The 15,449-nt window shown below is 64.1% G+C and carries 12 protein-coding genes; 6 read left to right on the forward strand and 6 right to left on the reverse strand.

The genetic code is table 11. The annotated features are described in order from the left end of the window. Positions 1–359 precede the first annotated feature (359 nt). The 3 genes from XH88_RS27860 (at position 360) to XH88_RS27870 (ending at position 3,023) form a co-directional block, all read left to right on the forward strand. A complete protein-coding gene (locus tag XH88_RS27860) occupies positions 360–1,955 on the forward strand; it encodes a type II and III secretion system protein family protein (protein WP_271671457.1) in 1,596 nt (531 codons plus the stop codon). Between the two features lie 9 nt (positions 1,956–1,964). Further along, a complete protein-coding gene (locus tag XH88_RS27865) occupies positions 1,965–2,351 on the forward strand; it encodes a hypothetical protein (protein WP_271671424.1) in 387 nt (128 codons plus the stop codon). Between the two features lie 129 nt (positions 2,352–2,480). Further along, a complete protein-coding gene (locus tag XH88_RS27870) occupies positions 2,481–3,023 on the forward strand; it encodes a tetratricopeptide repeat protein (protein ID WP_271671425.1) in 543 nt (180 codons plus the stop codon). A 74-nt stretch (positions 3,024–3,097) separates the two neighbouring features. On the opposite strand, the gene XH88_RS27875 is transcribed toward XH88_RS27870, so the two are convergent. Beyond that, positions 3,098–3,514 carry a hypothetical protein gene (locus XH88_RS27875; protein WP_271671426.1) on the reverse strand — a complete coding sequence of 139 codons (417 nt, stop codon included), beginning with the start codon at positions 3,512–3,514 and terminating at the stop codon, positions 3,098–3,100. Positions 3,515–4,180: 666 nt separating this feature from the next. Between XH88_RS27875 and XH88_RS27880 the strand changes: the two genes are divergently transcribed. From XH88_RS27880 to XH88_RS27890, 3 genes are all read left to right on the forward strand, one after another. Beyond that, complete coding sequence (locus XH88_RS27880; protein WP_271671427.1) at positions 4,181–4,435, forward strand: hypothetical protein; 255 nt, start codon at positions 4,181–4,183, stop codon at positions 4,433–4,435. Positions 4,436–4,871: 436 nt separating this feature from the next. Beyond that, positions 4,872–6,332 (forward strand): sensor histidine kinase, encoded by a 1,461-nt coding sequence (locus tag XH88_RS27885; protein WP_271671428.1) that lies wholly within the window; start codon positions 4,872–4,874, stop codon positions 6,330–6,332. Continuing rightward, positions 6,329–9,307, forward strand: coding sequence for a bifunctional [glutamine synthetase] adenylyltransferase/[glutamine synthetase]-adenylyl-L-tyrosine phosphorylase (locus XH88_RS27890; RefSeq protein WP_271671429.1), 2,979 nt, complete (start codon positions 6,329–6,331; stop codon positions 9,305–9,307). Before XH88_RS27885 ends, XH88_RS27890 begins: the two co-directional genes overlap by 4 nt. On the opposite strand, the gene XH88_RS27895 is transcribed toward XH88_RS27890, so the two are convergent. The 5 genes from XH88_RS27895 to XH88_RS27915 are packed head-to-tail and all read right to left on the reverse strand — an operon-like array spanning position 9,273 to position 15,244. After that, positions 9,273–9,509 (reverse strand): formate dehydrogenase subunit delta, encoded by a 237-nt coding sequence (locus tag XH88_RS27895; protein WP_271671430.1) that lies wholly within the window; start codon positions 9,507–9,509, stop codon positions 9,273–9,275. The genes XH88_RS27890 and XH88_RS27895 overlap by 35 nt on opposite strands. Beyond that, a complete protein-coding gene (fdhD, locus tag XH88_RS27900) occupies positions 9,496–10,326 on the reverse strand; it encodes a formate dehydrogenase accessory sulfurtransferase FdhD (protein ID WP_271671431.1) in 831 nt (276 codons plus the stop codon). The genes XH88_RS27895 and fdhD overlap by 14 nt, the downstream gene beginning before the upstream one ends. A gap of 4 nt (positions 10,327–10,330) precedes the next feature. Further along, positions 10,331–13,204 carry a formate dehydrogenase subunit alpha gene (gene fdhF, locus XH88_RS27905; protein ID WP_271671432.1) on the reverse strand — a complete coding sequence of 958 codons (2,874 nt, stop codon included), beginning with the start codon at positions 13,202–13,204 and terminating at the stop codon, positions 10,331–10,333. Between the two features lie 10 nt (positions 13,205–13,214). Then, entirely contained in the window at positions 13,215–14,771 is a 1,557-nt protein-coding gene (locus XH88_RS27910; protein ID WP_271671433.1) for a formate dehydrogenase beta subunit, read from the reverse strand. Next, complete coding sequence (locus XH88_RS27915; protein WP_271671434.1) at positions 14,768–15,244, reverse strand: formate dehydrogenase subunit gamma; 477 nt, start codon at positions 15,242–15,244, stop codon at positions 14,768–14,770. The genes XH88_RS27910 and XH88_RS27915 overlap by 4 nt, the downstream gene beginning before the upstream one ends. Positions 15,245–15,449: the final 205 nt, after the last annotated feature.

The raw sequence follows: 15,449 nt of genomic DNA on the forward strand, positions 1-15,449 counted from the left end.
CATGGCGCTCGCCAGACGAAACCCGGCCGTGATTCTACGGCTGGATAGTTCCGAGCATCGAGAGAAAGTGGTGCTCGCTGGCAACATTCGCAGGTTTTTTATGGCCTTGCAGCGTCGCAGCAAACGTCTTGTCTTGCGACGAGGCTGCAGGAGGGATGATGATGTTGGAAATGCGAAATAACGATTTGTAATGAGAAGACCTGTAAACTCTGTGACGTGGTGCGCGGAGGGGAACTCTTAGGGGAACATCGAGTGCGTAGATTTGCGGGCGATTGCCGCGGATCGCAGCAGGGGGAACTCGAATGGGTAGCGCTAGCATTTTGGGTAAATGGGCAGCGAGGCTTCTTGCCTTCGGTGCGATGGGTCTTGGCGTGGGGCTCCCCTTGTTTGGGCCCGATGACCGGGCGGCGGCCGCAGACCGGCGCGGCTCCTCCGGCGGCGTCTTCGTCAGCGAAATGAACGACGTCCAGCGGGTCAGGGTGGTCGTCAACAAGTCGCGTACCTTCAAGGTCGACACCGCTTTTTCGACCATTGTCGCGGGCTCGCCTGATATCGTCGATGTGAAGTCGCTGAGCGACCACATGATCTATGTGCAGGGCAAGCAGACCGGCACCACCAACGTCATCCTGTTCGACAGCTCGATGAAGCAGATCGGGGTCCTCGATGTCGAAGTGGTGATCGATACCGGCAATTTGCAGCAGAACATCCGGACCGGCACCGGCATGCGGGGGGTTCGCGTCACCGCTTCCGAAGGCCAGGTGATTCTCAGCGGAACCGCAGCCGACGCGGTTGCGGCCGAGCGGGCCATGGCGATCGCCACCAGCACCGTTGCGAAAGGCGGCACCGTCGTCAACGCGATGAGCGTTGCGGCACCGCAACAAGTGATGCTTGAGGTCCGTTTTCTCGAGGTCAACCGGGACGCCGGGCGTGATCTTGGCGTCAATCTCTATGCGGCGAATGCCAACGGCACCAACGTCGGTATTAGCGGGGTCGGCGGTGTGACGGCCGCCGGTCGAACACCGATCGGTGGCATCAATACGGCCCCTGGCCCTCTTGGTGCCGGTGGTACGCCCGTCGGTTCTCCCCCGACCGGTAGCCTTCCGGTCCTTGGAACGGTGGGGACGCTGTTGGGGGCCGCGGGCGGTGTAGCTCCTGCCCCGTTCGGAAGCTTGTTGACCAGCCTTGTTCGAACCAGCAACGGCGGCTCGGTCGACTTGCTGATCTCCGCACTGGAAACCAAAGGCTTGGTTCGCCGGCTGGCCGAGCCGAATTTGACTACGCTATCCGGAGATGCCGCCCGCTTCCTCGCCGGTGGCGAATTTCCGGTACCAATTCCGAATACAACCACGAACGGTTTTCCCACTGTCACCATCGACTACAAGAAGTTCGGTGTTGAGCTGGCCTTCGTGCCCACCGTTCTCTCGCGCGGCGTGATCAATCTTCGGATTGAGCCGTCGGTCAGCGAACTCGATTTCGCTAATGCGGTGGTCATCCAGGGGACGACAGTTCCTGCCCTGACTCGCCGCGACGCGCGAACCACGGTCGAATTGCGCGACGGCCAGAGCTTTGCCATCGCCGGTCTGCTCCAGACCCGCAACCGCCAGGACGTCTCGCAATTGCCCTGGATCGGCTCGGTGCCGGTGCTTGGAACGTTGTTCAGCAGCAAGTCGTACCAGCAGCAGGAAACCGATCTGGTTATCATCGTCACGCCGCATCTGGTCGCACCGGCTGTGCCCGGTCAGCAACTGGCGTCTCCGCTCGATTCCCGCCTTCCGGCCAATGACGTTGATTTCTTCCTCAATGGCCAGATGGAAGTCCGCAAGCGCTATGACGACTACGTCAATTCCGGTGGCGACGTGAAGGGCCCATACGGCCACATCATCGCTCCTGAACTCAGGACGCCCCTTCCGCCACCGGCCATCGCCAACCAGCCGGTCGTGAAGACCCTCAACTAGGAGCGAGAGATGACCATAAGGTATCTGGTTCTGTTCGCGCCTTTCCTGCTGGGGGGATGTTACGGTCTCGCCGGCCATGACGAGATGGACCGCTACGTGCAGCGGTCCGACACCATCACGATGAGCGCTGGCAATGCCAAGGAGGTCAACGCCGTCACCCACACGATCAATCCCTGGCCGCGAAATGTCGTTGATCGCAGGATTGCGTACGACGCCCGGCGCGTTGGCGCCGCCGCGACCCGCTACGGTGCCACTAGGCGGCCAGTGGATCAGCTTCCCGATATGGGCGATCCGACGAAAGCGATGGGTCAGCCGCCTCCGGTCACCACCCAGCAGATTATTACCACGGACCAGACGATCAACCAGACGATCAACGGAAATGGAGCGGGCAAGTAACAGTGTCTCAGCCTCGAAGCTGGAGTGCGCTGGTTGGTTACTATCCGACAGCAGGTCTTGCGACCTGTTGTTGGCGGGCGATTGAGCGATGATATTTCAAGGAGCCCGCTGAGCGGGCAGGGGCAGGCTATGCGACGCATCTTCTTAGTGCTGACCTGTTGCTTGTTGGGGATGGGCCTTGCGGCGTGTGACTACACGACGCGGGAGGCCGCAATCGTGGCCCCCGTGGATGCGGGCGGCCCGGACCCCGTCCAGGAGCCGACCGACGTCAAATATTACCCGTCGGACGAACCCGTTCGGCTGGGGCTGGAGCATTACAACCGCGGCAACTACGGGCTCTCCCAGCGCTATTTCAAGGACGCTGTCGAGAAATCACCGAAAGACCTGACGGCCTGGACTGGACTCGCGGCGAGCTATGATCGGTTGCGTCGCTTTGATCTTGCCGATCAGGCTTATGCGCAGGCGATCCGGCTGGGGGGCGAGACCGTTCAAATCCTGAATGACCTGGGCTACTCGTACATGCTGCGCGGCAATCTGAGCGCGGCGCGGCGAAAGTTTGAGAAGGCTTACTCGCTCGATCCAGGCAACCCGGTGATCGCCAACAATCTCGAGCTTCTCAACGGCAGCCGTCGGTTCATCGAAAGGCCGCCGAATAATCAGCCATCGCCGTAGTTTGATATGCACGCTGGCGTGCATTAAGGGGCGCGCGCGATGCTGGCTTAGGCCGGCGGTGTTAGCCGCTTCGTTCAACTCGGCCCGATCACGACGTCAGCCTGACGGCTGCCGTTTCGGATGATGACGATGACGCCGCTGCGAATGGTAAATCTCGCGCCGAGCAGCTTTCGAACCTTCTCCGTGATCGGAGACGGGAAGGGGATTGTTTCTCCCGTGACGGGATCCCCAACCTTGATGGGTTCAGTCGCGGCGCCCGCAACCGGGGCCGGCTTGATATAGTCGCGGATAAGCTGAATCTCTTCGCGCGATAGGGTGAGACCGGCTTGGTCGGGGCGATTCTCGGGCGGCGGCTTGGGTGTTTCACTGCTTGGCTTCTCACGGACCTCATTGGCACTTGCGATCTGATCGAGCCTGGCAATGTGCAGCTTGAGCGCGATGATCTCGCGCTGCAGCGTGGCGACTTCAGCCTTTAGCGCCGCCGCCTGCATGAAGACAATGGCCGCGCAAACGCAGCTCACGACGGCGAGTACGCTCAGCAATGCGAGCAGCCAGCGCTCGATGTTTCCCATCGACCCGCCAGTCGCTTCGGGAAGTTGATCGCGCTGGAGATGTCCGCGCCAGATGCGGCGTCCTCGCCGCCGCCAATTTGCAATTGCGCTCATGCGTCCGGCCTGATCCGGCCCGGAACCGAAATGCGCGGACGACGAGACTTCTAGGGGCGGGTGAATGATGGGCGCGCTGCTGCTTTGATCGTCGCCCGGTTGCGGCGCTCGCTCCTCGCCGGCGCAATCGTCCTCCGGTGACTGGGCGGTGACGTGTGGATGAGTGCGGAACGGATCATCCTCCATCTGGTGATCAAGTCGTCCGATATCCGTTCGCGATGGAGCCATCTTTCAACTTCAGCGGTTGTTCTGCCCGAGGCATCGGTAACAGTCGTTGTGGAAGCTGCTCCTTTTTGAGTCCGACGCCGAATTTGCAAATCATCCCAGCAGATCTTGAAAACCGTGCCGATAAGCGAGGCTCCTGTCAATTGAGTACCGGTTCCATCTTTCGCTCGCGAATCCCTAAAGGTGACTTCGTCCGTCCGCGCGAAGACGAAACAAATGGTCCTGGATTGAAACCACTTTCCGGCAACTACGAAGTCAGGGAAAAACATGGCCGCGCTATTCTCCTCGTTCTCTCCAACTCGGAGCGTCGGCAATGTGGTCTCAACGGAATTTAGTTACACCAGTCATCATTTTGTGCTGCTCGGCCTTGAGCATAGCCACTCTCGTGATGATCGGAGCGTGGTGACCCCTGGGCACACGGACATGCGTGAAGAATTCACTTCTCTTGCTTTTCTGGCGATTACACTGGTGGGCGTCGCCTTGTTTAGCTCCGGCCTGCTCGCACTGGTCATTCTGGGGTAGAGCGCGGCCCGTCGCCTCGAAAGTGGCAGCGGCAAGGGGCGCGGTGTTTCTCTGATCGGCCGCCGCCGAGCATTGGCCGCCCTTCAGGCTCGTCCAGCGCCGAAGGGCCTTGCGACCACACCGATGCCGGTCGCCCGCAGATAAGGGACCCCAACGTCCCCGCATGAGCGCCAGGTTGCAGGGATTTAACTTGGTTCGCATTGAGTGCCACTTTAACGTTCCCGTTCCGTTAACCATTTACCGTCACGGACGCTCGGTCGTGATGGTCATCTCTTCGTCAACTGACCGGTTTTTCACTAGAACCCGCCAATGTTCGGCGACTTTCAGCGAGGTCAGGCCGCGGAAGATGCAGGCAGCCCATTGAAAACAAAGGCAAATAATACGGTGGCGACGGTCCGTGATCTCAGGCGAAACGCTCAAATTGGATACATGATCCGTGACGGCATTCGGTAAACTCGTCCGCACCACGGCGTTCCGGCTGACGCTGGTTTATCTGCTGCTGTTCGCGATGTTTGCGGCCTCGCTGCTCGGCTATTTCGCCTGGAACACGCGGCGGCTGATCACCGAAGAGATCACGCAGACGGTGAATGCCGAGACCTCGGAGATCAACGAGATCTACGGCCGCCGCGGCCTGTTCGGCCTGGTGCGCACGATCGAGTACCGGGCGCTCCGGCCGGGCGCCAATCTGTATCTCGTGACCACGCCGACCGGGCAGGCTGTTGCCGGCAATGTCGGCTCGCTCGCACCGGGCGTGATGGCGACGCGCGGCTGGTCGGAAACTGCCTATCGGCGCATCGAGGACGCGGACGACCGCGACCATCGTGCGCTGGTGCGCGTCACCGAGCTCGAGAACGGTTTCCGGCTCCTGATCGGCCGCGACCTCGCCGAGCGGCGACGCTTGTTCGGCATCGTCGCCAAGGCCGCGCAATGGTCGATCCTTATCGTCGTCGTGCTCGGCCTCGGTGGCGGCGTCTTCGTCGCGCGCAGGGTGCTGACGCGCATCGATGCGATGTCCGGCACCGCGCATCGCATCATGACCGGCGATCTCAGCGAGCGCCTGCCGGTCGGGCGCAGCGGCGATGAGCTCGACCGCCTCGCCGAGAACCTCAACGCCATGCTGGAGCGGATCGAGGCGCTGATGGCGGGGCTGAAGGAGGTCTCCGACAACATCGCTCATGACCTCAAGACGCCGCTGACCCGCCTGCGCAATCGTGCCGAGGAGGCGCTGGCGAAATCGGGCTGCGAGGCCGACTATCGTGCCGCGCTCGAGCGGACCATCGAGGAATCCGATGGACTGATCCGCACCTTCAATGCGCTCTTGATGATCGCGCGCGCCGAGTCCGGCCAGGCCCGCGGCAACATGGATGATTTCGACGCCGCCGAGGTCGCGGGCGGCATCCACGAGCTCTATGAGCCGCTCGCCGAAGATGACGGCATGACCTTGAAGGTGAGGGCCGAGCCGACGCCGGTTCACGCCAACCGCGAATTGATCAGCCAGGCGCTGGCCAATCTGGTCGAGAATGCGATCAAATACGGCAAGCCCGTCGCGCAGCCTGGTGGAACCGTGGTCAGCATGGACTCGCGGCAGATCACGATCGAGGCGAAGCGCGAGGGCGATCAGGTGCTGCTCAGCGTCACCGATCGCGGTCCCGGCATCCCCGAGGCGGATCGCAAGCATGCGGTCGAACGATTCGTGCGGCTCGAAGCGAGCCGCACGCTGCCGGGCTCAGGCCTCGGCCTCAGTCTCGCCTCGGCCGTTGCGACGCTGCATGGTGGCGAACTGCGGCTCGGCGACGCCCAGCCCGGTCTCGTCGCCACGCTGGTGCTGCCGGCGCGCGCGGGCGCCGGCGATAGGGTTGCTCCGCCAATACCGGATGTGCCACAGAAGGTGGCATGAACCACTCCGCGCCGGGAAACGCGGACAAGACTGGGAAGAGCCTGGCCGCACGCTTCGCGGAGGCTCCCCATATTGCCGCTTCCGCAATCGATGAACGACGTCTTGAGACGTGGTTGGCCGAACTCGGGCCGGCACATCAGGCCCGTCTCGAGGCGCTGCTGGTCCACCCCTTCGCCCGGAACATCCTGACCGGCATCGCGGAATTCTCGCCCTATCTGTCCGATCTGGTGCGTGCCGATGTGCCGCGCCTGATCCGGCTGCTCGAATGCGATCCGGACGCACATCTCGCCGCACTGATAGCGGAGACCAGAGCCGCCGCGCTCGCCGCTCCCGACGAGGTGGAGGTGATGCGGCTGCTCCGCCGCATGAAGGCGGAGGCGGCGCTGTTGATTGCGCTGTGCGACATCGGTGGGGTCTGGCCAGTGATGCGGGTGACCGCGGCGCTGACCGACCTTGCCGTCTCCTCGGTACAGGCGGCGCTTCAACACCTGCTGCGACAGGAAGCCGCACGCGGCAAGCTCGTGCCATCAGATCCCGAGGCGCCGGACGTCGGCTGCGGCCTGATCGTGCTCGCCATGGGCAAGATGGGTGCGGGCGAGCTGAACTATTCCAGTGATATCGACCTCATCGTGTTCTTCGATCCGGATGCCACGACGCTCGCGCCTGATATCGAGCCGCAGCCGTTCTTCGTCCGGGTGACGCAGGGCCTGGCGCGTATTCTTCAGCAACGGACCTATGACGGTTACGTCTTCCGCGTCGATCTGCGGCTGCGACCCGATCCGTCCTCGACGCAGGTTGCGATCTCGCGAGACGCCGCGCTGAACTATTACGAGCGGGAAGGGCGCACCTGGGAGCGCGCCGCGATGATCAAGGCGCGCGCCTGCGCCGGCGATGCCAGGGCGGGCGAGGCTCTGCTGGCCGAAATCGCGCCCTTCGTCTGGCGCAAGCATCTCGATTTCGCCGCGCTCGCGGACGTGCACGATATGAAGCGGCAGATGCAGACCTATCGTGGCCAGAGCGAGATCGCGGTTGAGGGGCACAACGTCAAGGTCGGCCGCGGCGGCATCCGCGAGATCGAATTCTTCGCGCAGACCCAGCAGCTGATCGCCGGCGGCCGCCATCCGGAATTGCGGGTGCGGCCGACGCTGACTGCGCTCAACGTCCTGGCGTCCAGCAACTGGATCACCTCTGCCGCGCGTGATGAACTGACCACGGCCTATGAATTCCTGCGCCGGGTCGAGCATCGTCTGCAGATGATCGCCGACGAGCAGACCCACGCTTTGCCCGAAGACAGGGACGCAGTCGAGCGCTTCGCCTGGTTCTCGGGCTACGACAATCGCGAGGCCTTCGCGTGCGACCTGCTGCGCCAGCTCGAGATCGTTCAGGGGCACTACGAGAAGCTTTTTGAAGGCGATGATCCAACCGGCACGGCCAAACTGCCGGCGCTTGACTACAGTGCAGGTCCGGAAGATCCACGCCTGCTGCAGCACCTGGCGGCGCTCGGTTTCAAGAAGCCCGCCGCGGTAGCGCAGACCGTTCGCGACTGGATCACCGGCGACTATCGCGCATTCCGCAATGAGGCGACGCGCAGCGCCTTCGTCGAGTTCGTGCCAGCCCTGATCGACGGCCTCGCACATGCCGAGGAGCCGGATCGCGCCGTCGTGGCATTCGATCAGTTCCTCGTGGCGCTCCAGCGCGGCGGGCGGCTGATCACGCTGCTCAGCCAGAACCGCGATCTCGTTGCGCTCGTGGCGCTGGTGCTGGGCGCGGCGCCCCGGCTTGGCGAGATGCTGGCGCGGCAGCCGCAGCTGATGGACGGCCTGATCGACCCTCGCTTCTTCGGCGCGATGCCGGATCGTCAGGAATTGTCGGCGCGGCTCGCGGCCACGGTGCAGGACGCGGGCTCCTACGAGGAGTTTCTGGACCGCCTGCGTCTCTTTGGGCAGGAAAGCCTGTTCCTGATCGGCACGCGCATCCTCTCGGGCACCGTCTCGGCGCAGCAGGCGAGCACGGCTTTCGCCGACGTTGCCGAAGGCATCGTTCACACCGTGCACGGCCTCGTCGCCGATCGCTTTGCAGCCCAGTACGGCCGGATCAAGGGACAGGAGACCGCGATCATCGCGATGGGCCGGCTCGGCAGCCGCGAGATGACGGCATCCTCGGATCTCGATCTGATCCTGCTGTACGATTTCGACAGCGAGAATCCGGATTCCGACGGCCAGAAATCACTTCAGGGTGCGCATTATTTCGCCCGCTTCACCCAGCGTCTGATCAGCGCGTTCACGACCCGCACCAATTATGGCGTGCTCTACGAGATCGACATGCGGCTGCGGCCCTCCGGGCGCGCCGGTCCGGTGGCATCGAGCCTCGTCTCCTTCGCGGACTACCAGGCCAACGAGGCCTGGACCTGGGAGCACATGGCGTTGACGCGTGCGCGCGTGGTGTCGGCATCGCCGGAATTCCGGGACCGAATTCAGCTCGTCATCCGCGAGGTCCTGACCCGGCGTCGCGATCCCGCAATCATCGCCACCGATGTCGCGGACATGCGGCGCGCGATCGCGCAGGAGAAGGGCGAGACCGACCATTGGGATCTCAAATATGCCGCCGGCGGCATGGTCGACATCGACTTCATCGCGCAATATCTCCAGCTCGTGCATGCTCATGACAAGCCGGAGATTCTCGGCGTCGGCACGATACAGGTGCTGGAAAATGCATGCAGGCTCGGCGTACTCGCACAATCCGAGACCGAGATATTGCGCGCCGCCGCGCGGCTCTATCATGACCTGACGCAGATCTTAAGGCTCTGCGTCAGTGACCGCTTCAAGCCGGAGACGGCGGGCACCGACCTTCAGCGCGTGATGGCGCGCGCTGGCGATGCGCCGGATTTCTCCTCGCTGGAGGCGCGGGTGAAGGAGACGCAGAGCGAGGTGCGGCGCGTGTTCAGTGCGCTTCTGGAAGGGAAGTCGTCTGCTTGAGCGCCTTGAGCGCTTCGAGCACGTTCGGTTCCAGTCCCGCTCCGCCGGCCTCCAGATGCGCGAAGATCGCGCGCTTCATCCGGGGATCCCAGAACTTCCTGATGTGGTCGGCGATCCCGGGCACGGCCTTGTCGTGACCCTGACTGCGGAAGAAGGTGCCGATCTGGTTGGCCATGTAGACGAGGCGGTCAGGCGACGACATCGATAATCTCCGTGGCACTATGAGCCGCAATGCGGCCGTGGTGCGTGAACACTTCGAACCCGTCACTGCGGGCAATTGCAATCAGCGTGATGCCCGCTGCGGTTGCGGTGCGGACCGCAAGCGCGGTGGGGGCGGAAACCGCGACCAGCACGGACGCGCCGATAGCGGCCGTCTTCTGCACCATCTCGACAGAGACGCGGCTCGTCAGCAGCACCATGCCGGTGCGCGCGTTCGTCCGGCCGCGCGCCAGCGCACCGGCGAGCTTGTCGAGGGCGTTATGGCGGCCGACGTCCTCGCGCAGGGCGGCAATGCCACGCGAGGGCGACCAGAAGGCCGCGGCGTGGACCGCGCGGGTCTGCATGTTGATCGATTGCAGGGGGGTGATCGCCTGCATCGCCGCCATGATCTGCTGCGGCGTGAAGGTCTGCCCCTGCAGCACAATGGAAGCAGGCCGCACGGCTTCGGCGATGGATTCGATGCCACAGATGCCGCAGCCGGTGGGACCTGCAATGTGGCGCCGGCGCTCGCTGATGCGCGCGGCGTCCTCGGGCGCCAGCCACATGCGCAGCTCGATGCCCTCGTCGAGGCGGACCACATCGAGCGACTTGATGTCGTCGACCGATCTGATGATGCCTTCGTCCAGGCTGAAGCCGACCGCAAAATCCTCCAGGTTCTGGGGCGTCCCCATCATGACGGCGTAGGTGCCGCCATTATAGGTCAGCGCCAGGGGGGTCTCCTCGGGGATCAGTCGCGTTCCCTCGGACGCGACACTGTCGCGCCAGATTTCGCGGTCGATCGCCTGAACCGGCACGTGCATGCCGTTACTCCGCAGCCTCGGCCGGCACGATGCGGCGGGACTGCCGCGCCTGCGCGTCATAGCTCTTCTGCCAGTCGGACGGGCCATTCGACGGCGAGATCTGCACCGCCGTAACCTTGTATTCGGGGCAGTTGGTCGCCCAGTCCGAATAGTCTGTGGTGATGACGTTGGCCTGCGTGTCCGGATGATGGAATGTGGTGCAGACGACGCCCGGCGACACGCGGTCGGTGATCTCCGCGCGGAGGGTGGTTTCGCCGGCTCGGCTCGTCAGCCGCACCCAGTCACCATCGCGCACGCCGCGCTGCTCGGCGTCGTGCGGATGAATCTCGAGGCGATCCTCGGCGTGCCAGACCACGTTGTCGGTGCGCCTGGTCTGCGCGCCGACATTGTACTGGCTGAGGATGCGGCCCGTCGTGAGCAGCAGCGGGAAGCGGGGACCGGTGCGCTCGTCGGTCGCGACATATTCGGTGACGACGAACTTGCCCTTGCCGCGGACGAAGCCGTCGATATGCATCACCGGTGTGCCCTCGGGCGCCTTCTCGTTACAGGGCCACTGTACCGAGCCGAGCTCGTCGAGCTTGGCATAGGAGACGCCGGCGAAGGTCGGCGTCAGCGCGGCGATCTCGTCCATGATTTCGGACGGGTGGCTGTAGTTCATCTCGAAGCCCATCGCCTTGGCGAGGGCAATGGTGACTTCCCAGTCGGCCATGCCGTTCTTCGGCGACATCACCTTGCGGACGCGCTGGATGCGGCGCTCGGCATTGGTGAACGTGCCGTCCTTCTCGAGGAAGCTCGACCCGGGCAGGAAGACGTGGGCGTAGTTCGCGGTCTCGTTCAGGAACAGGTCGTGGACGATGACGCACTCCATCGCCGACAGCGCCGCCACCACGTGCGTGGTGTTTGGATCGGACTGGAGGATGTCCTCGCCCTGCACATAGAGTCCCATGAACGTGCCTTCGATGGCGGCATCGAACATGTTGGGAATGCGCAGGCCCGGCTCCGGGTTGAGCTTGACGTCCCACATCGCCTCGAACTGCTCCCGCACGGCATCGCCGGCGATGTGCCGATAGCCGGGCAGCTCGTGCGGGAACGAGCCCATGTCGCAGGAGCCCTGCACGTTGTTCTGGCCGCGCAACGGGTTCACGCCGACGCCGGAACGACCGATATTGCCGGTGGCCATCGCGAGGTTGGCGATCGCGATCACGGTGGTCGAGCCCTGGCTGTGCTCGGTGACGCCGAGGCCGTAATAGATCGCGCCATTGCCACCGGTCGCGTAGATGCGAGCGGCTTCGCGCAGCGTCTTCGGATCGACCCCGGTGAGGATCGCGGTCGCCTCCGGGCTGTTGTTCGGCTGGGCCACGAACGCCGCCCATTCCTCGAACTCGCTCCAGTCGCAGCGCTCACGGACGAAGGCTTCGTTGACGAGACCTTCGGTGACGATGACATGCGCCAGCGCCGTCATCACTGCGACATTGGTGCCGGGCACCAGGGGCAAATGCAGCGCCTTGACGTGCGGCGATTCCACCATCTCGGTGCGGCGCGGATCGATCACGATCAGTTTTGCACCTTGACGCAGCCGCTTCTTCAAGCGCGATGCGAAGACGGGATGAGCGGAGGCCGGATTGGCGCCGATGATGATGACGACGTCGGTGTCCTCGACCGAGTCGAAATCCTGCGTACCGGCCGAGGTGCCGAAGGTGGTGGCGAGACCGTAACCGGTCGGCGAATGGCAGACGCGGGCGCAGGTGTCGACATTGTTGTTGCCGAAGCCGGCGCGGATCAGCTTCTGCACCAGATAGGTTTCTTCATTGGTGCAGCGGGAGGAGGTGATGCCGCCGATGGCATCGCGCCCGTACTTCTTCTGGATGCCGCGCATCTTGGCGGCGGCAAACGAGAACGCCTCGTCCCAGGACACTTCGCGCCAGGGATCCTCGATCCGCTCGCGGATCATCGGCTTGAGGATACGCTCCTTGTGATTGGTGTAGCCCCAGGCGAAGCGACCCTTGACGCAGGAATGGCCGCGGTTGGCCTTGCCGTCCTTGTACGGCACCATGCGTACCACTTCCTCGCCGCGCATCTCCGCCTTGAAGGCGCAGCCGACGCCGCAATAGGCGCAGGTGGTGACCACGGAGTGTTCGGGCTGGCCGATCTCGATCACCGATTTTTCCGTCAGCGTCGCGGTCGGGCAGGCCTGCACGCAGGCGCCGCAGGAGACGCATTCGGAGCCGAGGAAACTCTCGCTCATGCCGGGCGAGACGCGGCTGTCGAAGCCGCGGCCGGAGATGGTCAGCGCGAACGTGCCTTGCACCTCCTCGCAGGCGCGGACACAGCGCGAGCAGACGATGCATTTGGAGGGATCGTAAGTGAAGTAAGGGTTGGACTCGTCCTTCGGCATCCAGGCGGCGTTGATCTCGCCATTGGACTTCGCAAAGACGTGGTTCTCGCCCTCATAGCCGTAACGCACCTCGCGCAGGCCCACGGCGCCGGCCATGTCCTGCAGCTCGCAATCGCCGTTGGCGCTGCAGGTGAGGCAGTCGAGCGGGTGGTCGGAGATGTAGAGCTCCATCACGCCCTTGCGGAGCTTCTTCAGCCGTTCGCTCTGGGTGTGCACGACGAGGCCGTTCACGACGGGCGTGGTGCAGGAGGCGGGCGTGCCGGCGCGGCCCTCGATCTCGACGACGCAGAGGCGGCAGGAGCCGAAGGCATCGACCATGTCGGTCGCGCAAAGCTTCGGGATCTGGTGGCCGGCGTCCATCGCGGCGCGCATGATCGAGGTGCCCTCGGGCACCGTGACCTCGTTGCCGTCGATGGTCAGCGTGACCATCGTGGTCGATTTGGAAGCCGGCGTGCCGAAGTCGATTTCTTCGATCAGAGACATTGTCGTTCTCCTATTCCGCGGCCTGAAGCGTGGTCGGGGCCGGGGCAAAATCCTCCCGGAAGTGCTTCAATGCACTGAGCACGGGGTAGGGCGTGAAGCCGCCGAGTGCGCAGAGCGAGCCGAATTTCATGGTGTTGCAGAGGTCTTCGACCAGCGCGAGGTTTTCGTGGACGCGCTCGCCGCGGATGATCTTCTCGATGGTTTCGACGCCGCGGGTCGAGCCGATCCGGCAGGGCGTGCACTTGCCGCAGGATTCGATGGCACAGAACTCCATGGCGAAGCGCGCCTGCTTGCGCATGTCGACGCTGTCGTCGAAGACGACGATGCCGCCATGACCGATCAGGCCGTCGCGGGCCGCGAACGCCTCGTAGTCGAACGGGGTGTCGAACAGAGCGCGGGGGAAGTAGGCGCCAAGCGGGCCGCCGACCTGCACCGCGCGAACAGGACGGCCGGTGAGGGTGCCGCCGCCGATGTCGTCGACGAGTTCGCCGAGCGTGACGCCGAATGCGGTCTCGAACAGCCCGCCCTGGCGGATGTTGCCGGCGAGCTGGATCGGCATCGTGCCGCGTGACCGGCCCATGCCGAAATCGGCATAGGCCTTGGCACCTTCGGCGAGAATGAAGGGGATGGCCGCAAACGACAGCACGTTGTTGATGACGGTCGGCTTGCCGAACAATCCATGATGCGCCGGCAGCGGCGGCTTGGCGCGCACGATGCCGCGGCGGCCTTCGAGGCTCTCTAGCAGCGAAGTTTCCTCGCCGCAGACGTAAGCGCCGGCGCCGACGCGGACCTCCATATCGAAGCCCGTAGTCGAGCCGCCGATCTTGTCACCGAGATAGCCGCCGCGCCTCGCCGCCGCGATGGCGGCAATCATCGCCTCGACCGCGTGCGGATATTCGCTGCGGATGTAGATATAGCCCTTGGTCGCGCCGACGGTGATGCCGGCGATGGTCATGCCTTCGATGACGAGGAAGGGATCACCTTCCATGATCATGCGGTCGGCGAAGGTGCCGCTGTCGCCTTCGTCCGCATTGCAGACGATGAATTTGCGGTCGGCCTTCGCCTGCGCCACGGTCTTCCACTTGATGCCGGTCGGGAAGCCAGCCCCGCCACGGCCGCGCAGGCCGGACGCCGTGACTTCGTTCAGGATCGCATCGGAGCCGAGCGACAGGGCGCGCTCCAGACCCTTGTAGCCGCCATGGGCGCGGTAGTCGTCGAGCGAGCGCGGATCGATCACGCCGCAGCGGGCGAAGGTGAGGCGGGTCTGGCGCTTCAGCCAGGGAATTTCATCGGCGACGCCGAGCCGTAGCGCATGCGGTCCGTTGCTCGCCATGGACTCAACCACGGAGGCGACGTCCTCCACGCTGACCGGTCCATAGGCAATCCGGCCCGCGGGGGTCGCGACCTCGACCATCGGCTCCAGCCAGCAGAGCCCGCGCGAGCCGGTCCTGACGATCTCGACCGGCACGCCGCGGATGGCCGCGACCTGCTCGAAGGCTGTGGCAACTTCATCGGCGCCGACGGCAACAGCGGCGGCATCGCGAGGAATGAAGATCCGCATGGTCATCGCTGCGCCTCCGCAACCAGCGCATCGATGCGCGTCTCGTCGAGCCGGCCAATGAGGCGGCCGTCGAGCATCGCGGACGGCGCGGTCGCGCACAGCCCGAGGCAGTAGATCGGCTCCAGCGTGACGCGATCATCCGCGGTGGTGTTGCCGAGCGAAACGCCCAACTTGGCCTCGGCGCGCGCCGCCAGCGCATCGCCGCCCGCGGCCTGGCAGGCCTCGGCGCGGCACAGCTTCAGCACATGGCGGCCGGCCGGCTTGTGGCGGAAGTCATGGTAGAAGGTGAAGACGCCATGGACCTCGGCGCGCGACAGGTTGAGCGCCTGCGCCACCATGGGAATCGCAGCCTCCGGCACATAGCCGAACGCCTCCTGAAGGGCGTGCAGGATGACGAGCGTCGTACCCTCCTGGCTGGCATGTTCGGCGATGATCTCGGCGCCGCGCGTCTCGTTCCAAGGCTCATAAAGCGCTGTCATTCTTCGTTCTCAACCGGAGCGTTTCCTGCGCGGCAAACTAGTTGGAATCATTCGAAGATCAATAAAGCTGTCCCGTGCTGCGATTGCGAATTCGGATCGATTTGCAACCGCAATCGATCGATACGATCTGCTAATGAAACTTGTACGGGCTGCCGGTTTTTGCGTGTTGGTGCAGGCCTGGCGTGATAGCTTGCATGCCACGATA

This window comes from Bradyrhizobium sp. CCBAU 51627 (assembly GCF_028128765.1).
Classification (GTDB): Bacteria; Pseudomonadota; Alphaproteobacteria; order Rhizobiales; family Xanthobacteraceae; genus Bradyrhizobium.